General features: G+C 66.4%; 14 protein-coding genes. 8 read left to right on the top strand and 6 right to left on the bottom strand.

Features of this window, described 5'->3' with window-relative positions:
• Positions 1–72: 72 nt before the first annotated feature.
• From H8S47_RS17765 to H8S47_RS17755, 3 genes are all read right to left on the bottom strand, one after another.
• Complete coding sequence (locus H8S47_RS17765) at positions 73–1,116, bottom strand: phosphotransferase family protein (protein WP_187505107.1); 1,044 nt, start codon at positions 1,114–1,116, stop codon at positions 73–75.
• Positions 1,117–1,133: 17 nt separating this feature from the next.
• A complete protein-coding gene (locus H8S47_RS17760) occupies positions 1,134–2,216 on the bottom strand; it encodes a Zn-dependent alcohol dehydrogenase (RefSeq protein WP_187505106.1) in 1,083 nt (360 codons plus the stop codon).
• Positions 2,217–2,347: 131 nt separating this feature from the next.
• The gene (locus H8S47_RS17755) at positions 2,348–3,631 is read right to left on the bottom strand and encodes an acyl-CoA dehydrogenase family protein (protein WP_187505105.1); all 1,284 of its coding nucleotides are present in this window, start codon (positions 3,629–3,631) and stop codon (positions 2,348–2,350) included.
• 156 nt (positions 3,632–3,787) lie between these two features.
• Here H8S47_RS17755 and H8S47_RS17750 point away from each other — a divergent pair, with 156 nt between their 5' ends.
• Positions 3,788–5,032 (top strand): TetR/AcrR family transcriptional regulator, encoded by a 1,245-nt coding sequence (locus tag H8S47_RS17750; RefSeq protein ID WP_187505104.1) that lies wholly within the window; start codon positions 3,788–3,790, stop codon positions 5,030–5,032.
• Between the two features lie 96 nt (positions 5,033–5,128).
• Positions 5,129–5,503, top strand: a complete 375-nt coding sequence (locus tag H8S47_RS17745) for a hypothetical protein (protein WP_187505103.1) — start codon at positions 5,129–5,131, stop codon at positions 5,501–5,503.
• Between the two features lie 165 nt (positions 5,504–5,668).
• Here H8S47_RS17745 and H8S47_RS17740 read toward each other — a convergent pair whose 3' ends face one another.
• Positions 5,669–6,970 carry a spinster family MFS transporter gene (locus H8S47_RS17740; protein ID WP_187505102.1) on the bottom strand — a complete coding sequence of 434 codons (1,302 nt, stop codon included), beginning with the start codon at positions 6,968–6,970 and terminating at the stop codon, positions 5,669–5,671.
• Positions 6,971–7,419: 449 nt separating this feature from the next.
• Here H8S47_RS17740 and H8S47_RS17735 point away from each other — a divergent pair, with 449 nt between their 5' ends.
• Complete coding sequence (locus H8S47_RS17735; RefSeq protein ID WP_187505101.1) at positions 7,420–8,115, top strand: glutathione binding-like protein; 696 nt, start codon at positions 7,420–7,422, stop codon at positions 8,113–8,115.
• Positions 8,116–8,508: 393 nt separating this feature from the next.
• Here the strand turns inward: H8S47_RS17735 and H8S47_RS17730 are convergent, their stop codons facing one another.
• Positions 8,509–9,306 carry an SDR family NAD(P)-dependent oxidoreductase gene (locus tag H8S47_RS17730; protein ID WP_187505100.1) on the bottom strand — a complete coding sequence of 266 codons (798 nt, stop codon included), beginning with the start codon at positions 9,304–9,306 and terminating at the stop codon, positions 8,509–8,511.
• Positions 9,303–9,917 carry a glutathione S-transferase family protein gene (locus H8S47_RS17725; RefSeq protein WP_214655160.1) on the bottom strand — a complete coding sequence of 205 codons (615 nt, stop codon included), beginning with the start codon at positions 9,915–9,917 and terminating at the stop codon, positions 9,303–9,305. Before H8S47_RS17725 ends, H8S47_RS17730 begins: the two co-directional genes overlap by 4 nt.
• A gap of 75 nt (positions 9,918–9,992) precedes the next feature.
• Here H8S47_RS17725 and H8S47_RS17720 point away from each other — a divergent pair, with 75 nt between their 5' ends.
• The 5 genes from H8S47_RS17720 to H8S47_RS17700 all read left to right on the top strand — a co-directional run bounded on the left by H8S47_RS17720 (position 9,993) and on the right by H8S47_RS17700 (position 15,334).
• A complete protein-coding gene (locus H8S47_RS17720; RefSeq protein WP_187505098.1) occupies positions 9,993–11,585 on the top strand; it encodes a class I adenylate-forming enzyme family protein in 1,593 nt (530 codons plus the stop codon).
• A gap of 129 nt (positions 11,586–11,714) precedes the next feature.
• Entirely contained in the window at positions 11,715–12,491 is a 777-nt protein-coding gene (locus tag H8S47_RS17715; RefSeq protein ID WP_187505097.1) for a thioesterase family protein, read from the top strand.
• A 134-nt stretch (positions 12,492–12,625) separates the two neighbouring features.
• Positions 12,626–13,168, top strand: a complete 543-nt coding sequence (locus H8S47_RS17710; RefSeq protein ID WP_187505096.1) for an EF-hand domain-containing protein — start codon at positions 12,626–12,628, stop codon at positions 13,166–13,168.
• A 69-nt stretch (positions 13,169–13,237) separates the two neighbouring features.
• Entirely contained in the window at positions 13,238–13,957 is a 720-nt protein-coding gene (locus H8S47_RS17705) for a response regulator (protein WP_151992536.1), read from the top strand.
• Positions 13,958–14,017: 60 nt separating this feature from the next.
• Positions 14,018–15,334 (top strand): sensor histidine kinase, encoded by a 1,317-nt coding sequence (locus H8S47_RS17700; RefSeq protein ID WP_187505095.1) that lies wholly within the window; start codon positions 14,018–14,020, stop codon positions 15,332–15,334.
• Positions 15,335–15,404: the final 70 nt, after the last annotated feature.

The following is a 15,404-nucleotide window of genomic DNA, read 5'->3' as shown; positions in this document are numbered from 1 at the left end:
CCGATCTTTCCGCAACGTTTCAAACCGAGGCCAAGTCAGCCCCCCCAACCCCTCCCGCAAGCGGGAAGGGAATCAGGCCCCCGCCTTCACCGCAAACCCCCACGCCGCGTCCGCCAACCCGTGGATCTTCGCGACCGTCTTCTCTGCCTGCGCGCTCGAAGCAGTGCCGTCGATGATGCGCTTCTTGATGCCCTGGACGATGCCGGTCAGGCGGAAGAGGTTGTAGGCAAAATACCAGTTCAGATCGGGCACGCCGTCGCGGCCGGTGGCAGCGCAATAGCGGTCTACGACCTGCTCGATCGTCGGAATGCCCGTCTCGGGACCGGTCATGCCGAGCACACCCGAGCGTCCTTCGGGTTCGGTCACCCAACTCATCAGCAGATACGAGAAGTCCGCCAGCGGGTCGCCGAGCGTCGACAATTCCCAGTCGAGCACAGCGATGACCTTCGGCTCGGACGGCGCGAAGATCATGTTGTCGATGCGGTAGTCGCCATGGACGATCGAGGTACGCGTCTGCTCGGGCAGCGTGCGTGGGAGCCACTCGATCAGACGCTCGACCGACTTCATATGCTCGGTCTCGGCGGCGCGGTATTGCTTGGTCCAGCGGCCGACCTGGCGCTCGAAATAATTGCCGGGCTTGCCGTACTCGCCGAGCCCCGCCGCCGCGTAATTGGTGTTGTGGAGCGCGGCGAGCGTGTCGACCATCGCCTCGTAATGCGCGGTGCGCTCGGGCGGGGTCGCGCCGGGCATCGCGCCGTCCCAGATCGTCCGCCCGTCGACCATCTCCATGACGTAAAAGGCCGAACCGATGACCGCCGCGTCCTCGCAGAGACCATAGGGCCGAGGCACCGAGAAGCCGGTCAGATGGAGGCCCGCGATGACGCGGTATTCGCGGTCGACGGCGTGCGCGCTCGGCAGGATGGGGCCGAACGGTTTCCGGCGCAGCACGTACGCGCGCTCCGGCGTGTCGAGGCGGTAGGTCGGGTTCGACTGGCCGCCAGCGAACTTCGCGTAGGTCAGCGGGCCGGCATAGCCGGGCACGTTGGCGGTCATCCACGCGCCAAGCGTGTCGAGGTCGAGACGGTCCTTGTCGCCGACTTCGATCGTGCCGACCATGCTGGTCGATGCGTCGCTCACGAGAAGGTGATCACGCTACGGGTCGTGTCGCCGCGGCGGAGTTCGTCGAACGCGTCGTTGATGCGCTCCAGCGGCATCCGGTCGGCGATGATCGTGTCGAGATCGAGCAGCCCGCGCATGTAGAAATCGACCAGCCGCGGGATGTCGACCGGGAAGCGGTTCGAGCCCATGAAGCCGCCCTGCAAGCGCTTGCCCGACAGGAGGTCCATCGCCGACAGCCCGACCTTCTCGCCGAGCGGCATCATGCCGAGGATCGTCGCGGTGCCGCCACGTCGCAGGACCTTGACCGCGGTCGCCGCCGATTGCGCACGCCCGACCGCCTCGATCGCGTGATGCACGCCGCCCTTGGTGATCGCGACGACCTCGTCCGCCGCGGTGTCGGACAGCGCGTCGATGCTGTGCGTCGCGCCGAGCTTTTCCGCCATCGCGCGCTTCTCTGGTACCGGGTCGAGCGCGATGATCTTCCCCGCGCCGGCGATCTTGGCCGCGTTCACCGCGGCAAGCCCGATCCCGCCGCAGCCGACAACGCACACCGTCTCGCCCGGCGTCACGTCAGTGGTGTTGAACACCGCCCCCGCGCCGGTCGTGATAGCGCAGCCGAGCAACGCCGCGCGGTCCATCGGCATGTCGCGATCGATCGCGACGCACGCGTGTTCGTGAACCAGCATCATCTCGGCATAGGCGCTGAGGTTGAGCATCTGCGCGATCGGTCGGTCGCCGAGCATGAGGCGCGGTGCGGCGCCCTTCGGACGGCGCACGCTGGCGTCTATGCACAGCGACATCCGGCCGGTGACGCAGAACTCGCACTGACCACAGAATGCCGAGAGGCAGGTCACGACATGGTCGCCGACCTTCACGCCGCGCACTTCGTCGCCGACTGCCTCGACGACGCCGCAAGCCTCGTGCCCCGGAATCGTCGGCATCGCGTGCGGATAGGCACCGTCGACGAAATGCAGATCGGACCGGCACACGCCGACCGCAACCGTGCGGATCAGAACTTCGTGTGCCGTCGGCTTCGAGACGGTCACGTCCTCGATGCTGAGCGGGGTGTTGGCTTCGAAAAGGACTGCGGCTTTCATGGGTAGGTGCGCTCCGAAACGAGACCGTCATCCTGACGAAAGTCAGGACCCAGAGCCAAGAGCGCTGCCCTTGTGGCTCTGGGTCCTGGGTCGAGCCCAGGATGACGCAGAAAGAAGAACGAGCGGTGAGTTTACCGGCTCACCCCGACGTCACCGCTCGACACGCCGCCCTTGCGGAAATCGCCGTATTTCCCGAACTCGTTGCGCGCGATCGAGCGGTTGTGGACTTCGTCCGGACCGTCCGCGAACCGTAGTGTCCGCATCGCCGCCCAGTCGTGCGCCAGCCGGAAATCGCCCGACACCCCGCCGCCGCCATGCGCCTGGATCGCATCGTCCAAGATCCGCAAAGCCATGTTCGGCGCGGCGACCTTGATCATCGAGATCTCGATCTGCGCGGACTTGTTGCCGGCCTTGTCCATCATGTCCGCCGCTTTGAGGCAGAGCAAACGAGTCATCTCGATGTCGATCCGCGCGGTGGCGATGCGCTCTTCCCAAACCGAGAAGTCGGCGATCCGCTTGCCGAACGCGACCCGGTCGAGCAATCGCCGCGCCATCGCCTCGATCGCGGTCTCGGCGACACCGATGGTGCGCATGCAGTGATGGATACGGCCCGGCCCGAGCCGCCCCTGCGCGATCTCGAACCCGCGCCCCTCACCAAGCAGCACGTTCTCCACCGGCACGCGAACGTTCTCCAGCACGACTTCGCCATGCCCATGCGGCGCGTGGTCATAGCCATACACCGAGAGCATGCGCTTGATCGTCACGCCGGGCGTATCCATCGGCACGAGAATCTGGCTCTGCTGCTGGTGCCGCGATCCCTCGAACGACGTCTTGCCCATCACGATCGCGATCTTGCAGCGCGGATCGCCGACGCCCGACGACCACCACTTAGTCCCGTTGATGACGTAGTGATCGCCGTCTCGCACCATCGACGTCTCGATGTTGGTCGCATCCGACGACGCCACCGCAGGCTCGGTCATCAGGAACGCCGAGCGGATCTCGCCACGCATCAATGGCCCAAGATACGTCTCCTTCTGCTCGCGCGTGCCATAGCGGTGAAACACCTCCATGTTGCCGGTATCGGGCGCCGAACAGTTGAAGCACTCGCTCGCCCAGCCGACCTTGCCCATCTCTTCCGCACATAACGCATATTCGAGATTGGTCAGCTGCGTGCCCTCGAACACGAACGAATCGTCGACGTGCGTCTGGCCCGAATGCGGCGGCATGAAGAAATTCCAGAGCCCGGCCGCCTTGGCCTTCTCCTTCATCTCCTCGATCACCGGAATGACCTTCCAGCGCTCACCTTCATGGGCTTGCGTGTCGTAATCGGCCTGTCGCGGGCGGATATTCTGGTCGATGAAATCGCGGACCCGATCCCGGAAATACGTCTCTCGTTCGCTCAGCGTGAAATCCATGCGGGCTCTCCGTTCGTCATCGCTTTTGTGGCGGGTTAGACCATACCGCGTATTCGGTAAAGCGTGCGCGGGGCCCCGGAAAGCATGTTTTCAAGTCCGCCCTGAAAGCGCCTAAAAAGCACTGTATCTTCAAATCGAAGCTGTTAGGGTGTTTCGATGAAGGTTCCGGCAGAGGCCAGCGACGAGAGCGAACAGGGGACCAAGCGCTTCCGAGCGAAGCGTGACGCGATCCTCGCCGCGGCGGCAGAAGCGATCAACGAACAGAGTGCCAAGGGCATGACGTTCGCGGACGTGGCGCGGCGCGTCGGGCTCAATACGACCAGCGTTACCTATTATTTCAAGCGCAAGGAAGACCTCGCCGCCGCCGCGTTCGAGAACACGCTCGAATCCTTGATCTCGATGCTCGACGTGGCGATGGAAGAGGCGACGCCGGAGGAGCGCGTGCGGCGCTATCTCGCGCTCAATATGGATCGTCTCGCCCGCATCCAGCGCGGCGAGGAGAAAGCGTTCGCGGTCCTCTCCGATCTGCGCGCGACCGAGGAGCCGATGCGCGGCCGGCTGATGGCGGGCTGGCGCGAGGTGTTCCGCCGGACGCGCCTGTTGTGGGGCCCGACTTCGTCGCGTGCGCAGACCGATCTCAACGGCGCACGCGCGCATGTGCTGCTGGAAAACACGTTCTGGCTGCCGATCTGGCTGACGCGCTACGAGCCCGATCAATATGGGCGCGTCGAGGAGCGGCTGATGGACGTCTTTGCGCACGGCATCGCGGGCAAGGATGCGCGCTGGTCCCCTACCCTGCTCGACCTAAGCCATGACGAGGCGGAGCCGGGGCGCGAGGCGTTCCTTCTCGCCGCGACACGCCTGATCAACGAACTTGGCTATCGCGGCGCTTCGGTGCAAAAGATTGCGTCCGAGTTGAACGTCACCAAGGGCAGTTTCTACCACCATCTCGATGCGAAGGACGACCTCGTCATCGCGTGCTACCGCCGCAGCTTCGACACGATCGCCGATGCGCAAAGTCGAGGCGAGGCCGAGGGCGGGAGTTACTGGCACAAGCTGTCGAGCACGGTTGCGACATTGCTCGACGTTCAGTTCGCCGAGCGCGGGCCGTTGCTCCGCACCACGGCGCTGAGCGGCCTGCCGGTCGGCGTGCGCAATGCGATGGTCGATCGCTCGAACGGCATCGCGCGGCGCTATGCGGGTATGATGATGGACGGCATCGGCGAAGGCTCGATCCGTGCGGTCGATGCGCTGATCGCGGCGCAGGCGTTGATGGCGCTCCAGAATGCGGCGTTCGACATGCGGAAGTGGGCCTCGACGATGCCGCGCGAGCGGGCGATCGCGATGTATGCCTCCACGCTGATGTACGGCCTGTTCGACGATCGGATGGCGAAGGCCTGACCGTTCTACCCGGACTGGTCGAAGTTCGCAGCCGGAACGGTTTGGTTACGCCGCGTTAACCGCTGACAGTTGATTTCTGGCCTTCACGGAGGCCGCATGCACACCATAACGACCGATCTCGCGACGGGTATCATCGAGGTTGACGCGTCCGGCTTCTGGACGATCTCGCATGTTGAGGAATTCCTGCGCGACCTTGAGCGCGAGGGACGGCGCGTGCTGGCGACCGGCAAGCGTCATATGCTGCTCTGCAATTTCTCGAAGTCCGCGATCCAGCCGCAGGAGGTGATCGCGATGTTGCAACGCGTCGCCGTCTCGATGCCGCTGAAGTCGCGCAAGGTCGCGCTGTATACCGACGGCAAGCTCGCGCGGTTGCAGGTCAAGCGGATCGCCTCGGTGCGCGACGACATGGCGGTGTTCAACGATCGGGCAACGGCGCTGGCGTGGATGATGGAAAACGGGCCCGACGGATAGCCTGGCTCAGCATTATCCCACCAATCATCCCGCGGCCGTGTGGGGATCGCCAACGCCCGCCCTCCGCACCGTCATCCTGACGAAAGTCAGGACCCAGAGTTACGAACGCCATCCCCTGCGATCCTGGGTCCTGACTTTCGTTAGGATGACGGACGAGGGCGCGCATTACCGGGCCAAATCTTCGTCCCGCTTCAACAGAACCCCCGCGCGCCAGTAATGGAACAGCGCCCACGGCGTCATCAACACGATGATCACCAGCGCATACCGCAGCGAATCCTCGCCGAATCCCGGCTTCAACAGATCGCTCAGCCACCCCACCAGCGTCGGCCCAAGCCCGAGCCCGACTAGGTTGATCACCAGCAACGTGATCGCCGCCCACATCGCGCGGATCTGCAACGGCGCGAGATGCTGGATCAGCGCGAAGCTCGGCCCGAGATACGAATTGGCGAAGATCAGCGAGACGAAATAGCTGCCGATCGCGAGTCCCGGCGCGTCGATCAAGTAGAAGGCGAGCGCGAACGGGAGCGACAGGCCCTTCATCACCAGCACCACCCAGGCCTGGACGTGAAGCCCGTGACGCCTGGCGAGCATGTCGGCGATCTTGCCGCCCGCCAGCGCGGAGACCGCACCGAACAGCGCCCCCGGCAGCGCGATATACCGCGAGATGTCGAGCATCGAGATGCCCAGCGAGCGCTGGATGTAGCTCGGGCCCCAGCCGGTCAGCGCGTAGCCGATCATCGACGTCAGGGTGACGCCGACCACCAGGTGCCGCGCCGGGGCACTCGCCCACATCGACGCGAACCCTTGCGCCACGCTCGGCATCGGCGTGGCCACCGCGCGGGCGGCATCGGACAGGCCGCGGCGCGGCTCGACCATGAACAGGCGCACCAGGACGGCCAGCGCGATCCCCGGCAGGCCGACCGTCATCATCGCGATCCGCCAGCCATACGAGTGCGCCACGACCCCGCCGATCAGTGTGCCGAAGCCTGCGCCGAGCACCACGCCGAGCGAATACACCGCCATCGCACTCGCGCGCTTCTCGGGCGGATACAGGTCGGCGATGATCGAATGGCTGGGCGGGCTCGACCCCGCCTCGCCGATGCCCACGCCGATCCGGAAGAGCATCAGTTGCGTGAAGTTCTGCGCGAGCCCGCACAGCGCGGTCATCGCGCTCCAGATCGTCAGGCTGGCGGCGATGATGTTGCGGCGGCTGGTCCGATCCGCGAGTCGCGCAACCGGAATGCCGAGCGTCGCATAGAAGATCGCGAACACCAGCCCCGACAGGAGCCCGAGCTGCGTATCGGTCAACAACAGGTCCGCCTTGATCCGCTCGAGCAGGATCGCGAGGATCTGACGATCCATGTAGCTGAAGAAATAGGTGAAGGTGAGCAGCGCGAGCGTCAGGCCCCGTCGCTTCATCGCCAACGCATCGGCGATCTCGGGATGGGACTGATACGCGATGGCCATCGGCAATACCTCGAAGTCGAAACTGACCTTACGCTAGGGCATGGGGAGCGTACCAGACAAGCTAAAGCTGCAATCCCCGCACATCTGCGACGAGCCGAGGGCATGACGATGCCGGGCGAATTTGTCGCGAGGAAGCGCAGTCTTGCGGGTTTCGGGGTGTGACCAGCGGTTCGCGAGAAGGACGGCGGAAGATGCGTCCTCATTCGGGTCGCTCTTCCGCCTTATCCCCTCTCCAACGTCGTGGCCGGGCTCGTCTCCGCATCGTCGATGGAGCGGAGCGTCCGGGCAATCTGAATACCGGGTATGCGGCTCCCTCGCATAGATTCGCGGCGTTGCAAAGCGACTTTTGCCCGCCGCCGCATTCTTGGCGAATCCGGCCGCCGTATTGCGCTTGTTGCACGCCGAGCGCTGCCCCATCTGCACGACGACACAATCGACGGAGCACTCCGATGATCGACCTGTTTTACTGGCCCACGCCCAACGGCCACAAGATCACGCTGTTTCTCGAGGAGGCGGGGCTCGAGTACACGATCAAGCCGATAAACATCGGTGCGGGCGAACAATTCGCGCCCGATTTCCTGAAGATCGCGCCGAACAACCGGATGCCGGCGATCGTCGATCACGCACCCGCCGATGGCGGCGAACCCGTCGCGATCTTCGAATCGGGTGCGATCCTTCTGTATCTGGCGGAGAAGACCGGACGGTTCGGCGGCGGCGACCTGCGTGGGAGGACCGCGGTGAACCAGTGGCTGATGTGGCAGATGGGCGGTCTCGGGCCGATGCTCGGGCAAAATCATCACTTCAATCGGTACGCCCCGGAGAAGATTCCGTACGCGATCGATCGCTACGTGAAGGAGACCAACCGGCTGTACGGCGTGCTCGACCGCCAGCTCGAAGGGCGCGACTTCATCACGGGCGAGTATTCGATCGCCGACATGGCGGCGTACCCGTGGATCGTGCCGTACGAAGCACAGGGCCAGCGGCTGGAGGATTTCCCGAATTTGAAGCGCTGGTTCGAATCGATCGCAGCACGGCCCGCGACGATCGCGGCGTATGAAAAGGGCAAGGCGGTGCATGACACCAGCGTGCCCATGACCGACGAGGCGAAGAAGACATTGTTCGGGCAGACTGCGGCTGCGCGGTAGGGGGGATGTTCTACAGCTCGGCAATCGTCTGAAAGAACGCCACAGCCCCGCCGATTACGCCACCCCGGCGAAGGCCGGGGCCCAATCGGGGAACGTCGCTGAGCAGCGGCACCGCGTAATTGCCAAAGCCACGCCAATTGGGCCCCGGCCTTCGCCGGGGTGGAAGCTTGGCGGCCAGAACCGCTCGATACTCGACTAGCCTCTCGTTCACCCAGATTAGTCTGACGTAACGATCCTCCCCCGCAAGGGGGAGGTGGCTGGCCCATGCCAGACGGAGGGGGCGGAAAGGAGCGGCTGCTGTTACGTGCCCCCCCTCCGTCGCCTACGGCGCCACCTTCCCCTGGCGGGGGAGGATTGAACTTTTCCCGCGGCCTGAATTCACGCTCCCACCCCTCACCCGTCCCGACCCGGCCTCTGAGACAGGGCGACGTCGAGATGCCCGCCGCCATCCAGCAGCAGCACCTCGCCCGTCATCGCCCGGCTCATCGGATCGAGCAGCATCTCGATCGGCCCCGCGACGTCGTCGGGCCCGGTCGCAAAACCCATCGGCACCGACGACGCGACCTTGGCGTTGAGTTTCGCAAATCCCTCCTCGCCCAGCTTCTTCTCGTACCAGCCGGTCGCGACATACCCCGGCGCGACGGCATTGACCCGGATCTCCGGCGCCAGCACGCGCGCCAAGCTCTTCGTCATCGTCACCAGCGCGCCCTTCGACGCGGCGTACGCGACCGACGATCCCATCCCGAACACCCCCGCGACGCTCGCCACGTTGACGACCGCACCCATCGGGCTCGCGCGCAACGCCGGGGCGCAGGCGCGGACCATCTGGAACGGCGCGATTGCGTTCAGCCGGTAGATATCGAGGAAATCCTCGGCGTCGAGCGCGTCGAGATCCTCGTGCGCGGCGAACTTGGTCTTGCCGGCATTGTTGACGAGGAAGTCGATCCGCCCGAACGCCTCCGTCGCCGCCAGCGCGAGGGCGCGACACGCGGCGTCGCCGACGATGTCCGCCTGCACCGCGATCGCGCCCTGCCCCACTTCTGCGGCGAGCGCCTCGGCCTCGTCGCGGCTGTTCGCGTAGTTTATGACGCATGACACGCCGCGCGCCGCCAGCCGGCGCACGACCGCGGCGCCGATCCCCGTGCCGCCGCCGGTCACGATCGCGACCGCACCCTGCATGACGTCGCTCATGCTTGCGCACTCGGCCGAGCCGACGCACGGGCATGCCAATCCTTCAGGTGCGTCAGTTCGTCGGGTATCGCGATGCCGACGAACTTCGCGAAGTCGATCGTCGTCAGCAGGACGATGTCGGCGATCGTATAGCGCTCGCCATCGAGCCAGTCGCGACCATCGAGCGCGTGGTCGAACTCCGTCATCGCCGCCAGCACGCGCGGGCGCTGGCTCTCGCCGAACTCGGTATATTGCGGCTGGACGATTCGCGCGGTCCAGGGATGCGTGTGCAGCCAGACCATCGACAGCGGCGTCATCAGCCGCAATTCGATCCGCCGGGTCCACATGTCGATCTCGGCGATGTTGTGCGCGCCGTGGCCGAACAGCGGCGGCTCGGGGTGCAGCACCTCGAAATAGCGGCAGATCGCCACGCTTTCGGTAAGCACGCGGCCATCGTCGAACGCCAGCGCGGGCGTCTGGCCGAGCGCATTGACTGACAGGAACGAGGCCGACTTGTGCTCGGCCTTGGGGATCGAGATCTGCGCCATCGGCACCCGGACGTGCTTTTCGGCGAGGAAAATGCGGACGCGACGCGGGTTGGGCGCTGGCAGCGCGCTATCGTAGAACAGCAAATCCGTCTCTCCTCGATTCCGGTTTTCGAATATACCGTATGGCATTGCCCGGCGCGTTCGCCTAGCGATGCGCGGATGACGACTGCCGCAGACATGCTCGCCACGGGCTTCGCCACACTGCCCGATCTGATCCATGCGCATGCGCTCGAACGGGGGGATCGCACCTCGGTTGCCGATCCGCAGGGCAGTATCGACTATCGGACGCTTGATTCGACGATGGACCGGGTCGCGGTGGCGTTGCAGCGCGACGGGGTGGCGCCGGGGACGGCGGTGGCGATCGTGGCGGCGCCGACGACGGACTATGCCGCTGCTTTCCTTGGTGCGGTACGCACGGGATGCGTGGCGACGCCGATCGCGCCGTCCGCTACGCCGGCGGCGATCGCGGCGATGATTGCCGATAGTGGCGCGCCGGTGGTGTTCCTCGACGCGGAGAATGCGCGAGCGCTGGAGGGGCAATCTCTCACGGCCAACGTCGTATTGTTCCCCCGCGAAGGCGGGGGTCCAGACTGGGCCCCCGCCTTCGCGGGAAAACAAGCTTTTCAGGCTTTCGAGGACTGGCTCGCTCCCCCCAAAGCTAAGCCAACGCTCGTCGCAATTGCCCCCGAAGACCCGTTCAACATCATCTACTCGTCCGGCACCACCGGCACGCCAAAGGGCATCGTCCAGAGCCACGCGATGCGCTGGGCGCATATCGCGCGCAACACCGCCGCCGGATTCGACACCGCCGTGACGATGATCGCTACGCCGCTCTATTCGAACACCACGTTGGTCAGCTTCCTGCCGACGCTCGGCTGGGGCGGCACCGTCGTGCTGATGAAGAAGTTCGAGGCACGTGCGTATCTCGAACTCGCCGAGCGGTACCGCGCGACGCACACGATGCTGGTCCCGGTCCAGTACCAGCGGATCATGGCCTTGCCCGACTTCGACAGCTTCGACCTGTCCGCGTCCCGCTTCAAGACCAGCACGAGCGCGCCCTTCTCCGCAGCACTGAAGGCCGACGTGGTCGCGCGCTGGCCGGGCGTCCTTGTCGAATTCTACGGCATGACCGAAGGCGGCGCGAGTTGCGCGCTGAACGCGACCGCCAACCCGACCAAGCTCCACACCGTCGGCCAGCCGATGCCGGGGCACGAGATCCGCCTGATCGACGACGACGGCAACGAGGTCGCGCCGGGCGAGATGGGCGAAGTCGTCGGCCGCAGCCCGGCGATGATGAACGGCTATCACGGCCGCTCCGAAGCGACGCGCGATGCCGAATGGCATGACGAAGCCGGCAACCGCTATATCCGCCACGGCGATGTCGGGCGGTTCGACGAGGACGGGTTCCTCACGCTGATGGACCGGAAGAAGGACCTGATCATCTCGGGCGGGTTCAACATCTATCCGTCGGATCTGGAGGCGGTATTGGCACAGCATCCGGCGGTGGCGGACTGCGCGGTGATCGGAATGCCGTCGGAGGCCTGGGGCGAGACTCCGATGGGATTCTACGTGGCCCGCGCTGGGGCGCGCGATGATGCATCCGTGATCTTGGCGTGGGTGAACGGACAACTCGGCAAGACACAGCGACTGTCGGCGCTTTACGTCACGGATGAACTCCCCCGTAGCGCGATCGGCAAGGTCCTCAAACGCGACCTCCGCGAGCGGCTTGCCTCAACAGTCCCGTCATCCTGACGAAAGTCAGGATCCAGGACCACAAGCGCCCCGATTTTGGCTCTGGATCCTGACTTTCGTCAGGATGACGACGGAGGCCAAAACGGAGTTCTACGCGCGCAATGACCCGCAGACGAGGAAGCTAAACGGATGACCAGTCTCAAACAGGCGATCGACGCGCTGGAGCCGACCGAGGGCGGCTGGCGCGGGACCGTGCCGGAGAACTGGCTGCAAGGCCGCACGGCCTATGGCGGCTTCTCTGCGGCGCTTGCTCTGCACGCCGCGCAAAAATCCGATGTCGATCTGCCGCGGCTGCGGTCCGCGCAGGTGTCGTTCATCGGGCCGCTGTCGGGCGATATCACGATCCGGACCGAGCTGTTGCGGCGCGGGCGCAACGCGGCGTTCGTCCAGGCCGACGTCACGAGCGAGGCCGGGCTCGGCTTGCGCGCGACCTTCGTGTTCATGCGCGCGGTGGAGTCGCGGGTCGATCACCAGACCGGCAGCGCGCCCGACTTCCGGATGCCGGAGCCGGACACGCAGACCTTCCGCGGGCACAGCGCAGTCGCGTTCTCGCGCAACTTCGACCTGCTCGATCGCCGCGACGACAGCGTCGGGCCGGCGGAATGGCTGCGCTGGGTGCGGCTGGCGGAGCGTGACGGGCTCGATCCGATGGTCGAGCTGGTCGCCATCGCGGACTGCCTGCCGCCTGCCGCGCTGAAGCTGCTCGGTGGCCCCGCCCCGCTCAGTTCGATGACGTGGCTACTCAACATCCTCGGGCCACAGCCGGTGACGCATGACGGGTGGTGGCTGCTCCGCGCGACCACCGACTACACGAAGGACGGCAGTTCGAGCCAGCAGATGGCGATCTGGAACGCCTATGGCACGCCGGTCGCCGAACAGATGCAGAGCGTCGCGATCTTCGCGTGACGCTGGCGGGAGGGGGCGTTCGCGCCCGACATATCTTGCGACACATTGGCGGCCCGGCGGCAAAACGCTGCGACAACCGGGGTTTAGACCGGCATCATTCAGTGGGAATTCGTCCCACACAGCCGGAGTCCGACATGCGCAAGACCGTCCTCACCCTGATGCTCGCCGCCAGCGCGATCACGTCCGCTGCCAGCGCGCAGACCGCGCCCGTCCCCGCCCCCGCGACCCCACGTCCGCCGATGCGGCAGGACGCGAACCGCGACGGCGTCATCACGCGCGCCGAGGCGATCGCGCAGGCCGACGCCCGGTTCGCGCAGATGGATACCGACCGCGACGGCCGCGTCAGCGCCGGCGAGATGCGCGCCTATCGCACCGCGATGCACGACCGGATGGTGGCGAACGGTCGCGACGTGCCCGTGCCCCCGCCGGGCGGTCGCAAGCATGACGGCATGGGTCGCGGGATGGACCCGAACCGCGACGGCAGCGTGACGCGCGAGGAGTTCGAGGCACGCGCTCTCAAGCGGTTCGACCGGATGGACGCCAACCGCGACGGCACGATCGACGCGACCGAGCGCGCCAATGCCGCCGAGATGCGCCGCGTCGACCGGCGCGAACGCCGCGAGGGCGTCACCCCGCCCGCGCCAGCATCCGCACCAGCGCCCGCCCCTGCTCGATAATCCGGAAAGGGGGGAGGCACCGCGTCCCGGTGCTTCCCCTGGACAGCCGCCATGCTAGACACTGCCCCGATGGGAGATATGCCGCATCTGCTGCTCGTCGACGACGAGCGCTCGATCCGCGAGCCGTTGGCCGCGTACCTCACCAAACAGGGGTTTCGCGTCACGCAGGCGGGCGATGCGGAGAGCGCGCGGACGCGGCTGACGGCGTATGCGATCGATCTCGTCATCCTCGACATCATGATGCCGGGCGAGGACGGGCTGTCGCTGTGCCGCCACATCGCCGCGACCAGCGACGTGCCGGTGATCCTGCTGACCGCCCGCACCGAGGAGACCGACCGGATCATCGGGCTCGAGATGGGCGCCGACGATTACGTCGTGAAGCCGTTCTCGCCGCGCGAACTCGCGACCCGGGTGAAGGTCATCCTGCGGCGTGCGACCGCGGGCGGAGCGCGCCAGCATGCGCCCGAGGCGAACGCCTATGCCTTTGCCGGCTGGGTACTGAAATCGGGCGAGCGCGCGCTGGTCGACCGCGAGGGCGTGTCGGTACCGCTGTCGACCGGCGAGTATAACCTGCTGCTGGCGCTCGTCACCCGGCCGCGCCAGGTGCTCACCCGCGACCAGTTGCTCGACCTGACGCAGGGGCGCGAGGCGGCGGCGTTCGATCGCGCGATCGACAACCAGGTCAGCCGGCTTCGGCGCAAGATCGAGGCGGATGCCAAGTCGCCCGAGCTGATCAAGACGGTGTGGGGCGGCGGCTATACGCTCGCCGCGGAAGTAACTCGTTTGTGATGCGCCATCCGTGATCCGGCAACCATGACCCGGCCGTGGCCGCGGAGCCTCGCGGGCCAGATGGCGCTGCTGATCGCACTGGCGCTGTTCGTGGCGCAGGCGATCAATTTCGGCTTGATCCTGCGCGATCGGATCGAGTTTCGACTAGCCCAGGCTACCCGCCCGGTCGCGACGCGGATCGCCGACGCGCTCGAACGCGAGGCGCATGCCGGTCGGCCGCTCACCGCCAACCGTGGTCGCGTTCGCCGGCTTGCCGCCAATCCGATCCCGCCATCGGGATATGAGCGTCACCCCGAGGTGGCCGCGGAACTGCGCCGCCAACTCGCGGACCAGGGCGTCACGGTCGGGCGGATCGATACCGGGCTCCAGCCGTCGACGACGGCGGACACCGACGAGGATCGCGACACCCGCCGCCGGAATGGGGTCCGCCGTAGCAACCGCGATGGCGCCACGTTGCTGATCGCGCTCGAACAGCCCGGCCGCGGCTGGCTGACGATCACCGCGCCCTGGCCTCAGCCGGGCTGGCGGCTGCTGGTCGCGTTGCTCAGCCAGACCGCGATCCTCTACATCGTCGTCTTGTTGCCGGTGCTGTGGATCGTCCGCCGAATGTCGCGACCGCTGCGCGATCTACGCGAGGCGGCGGAGCGGTTCCGGCCGGGAGAACCGAGCCCGCCGCTCCCCGCACGCGGCCCCGACGACGTCGCCGCGCTAATCACCGCGTTTAATGCGCTCCGGCTGCGCGTGACGGGGATGCTCGACGAGAAGGACCGGATGCTCGGCGCGATCGGCCATGACCTGCGCACGCCGCTCGCCGCGCTGCGGGTGCGGATCGAGTCGGTCGAGGACGACACCGATCGCGCGAAGATGATCGACACCGTGGCGGAGATGAACCGGACGCTCGACGACATCCTTTCGCTGGCGCGGCTCGGGCGGCCGAGCGAGCCGCCGACCGATGTCGATCTGGCCGCTTTGGTCGACGCGGTGGTCGAGGATTTCCGCGATCTCGGCTGCGAGGTGAGCTTCGTCGAGGCGGACCGGCTGCGGATGCGCCTGCGCCCGTCGCTGATGCGCCGCGCGGTGCGCAATCTTATCGAGAATGCAGTGAAATACGGCGTCTCGGCGCAGGTGCGCGTCGAGGCGGGTGCGCAGTCGGTGGCGATCGTCGTGGCGGATCAGGGCCCCGGCATTCCGGAGGACCGGATGGGCGACGTGTTCGACGCCTTCACGCGTCTGGAGAGTTCGCGCAACCGCGAGACGGGGGGAATCGGCCTGGGGCTGGCCCTGGCGCAGGCGATCGTGCGCGAGGCCGGCGGCGAAATCCGCCTGGTCAACCGAGCGGCAGGCGGCCTCGACGCGATCATCGAACTGCCGCGGTAGTTCTGCTCCCTCTCCCCTGCGGGGAGAGGGCTGGGGTGAGGGGCTGTTCCAGGCGGACCACTGCTTGGCG

This window comes from Sphingomonas albertensis (genome assembly GCF_014358075.1).
GTDB lineage: Bacteria > Pseudomonadota > Alphaproteobacteria > Sphingomonadales > Sphingomonadaceae > Sphingomonas > Sphingomonas albertensis.
Note: the sequence above shows the minus strand (reverse complement) of the source record. Positions and strands in the feature narration are given on the sequence as shown.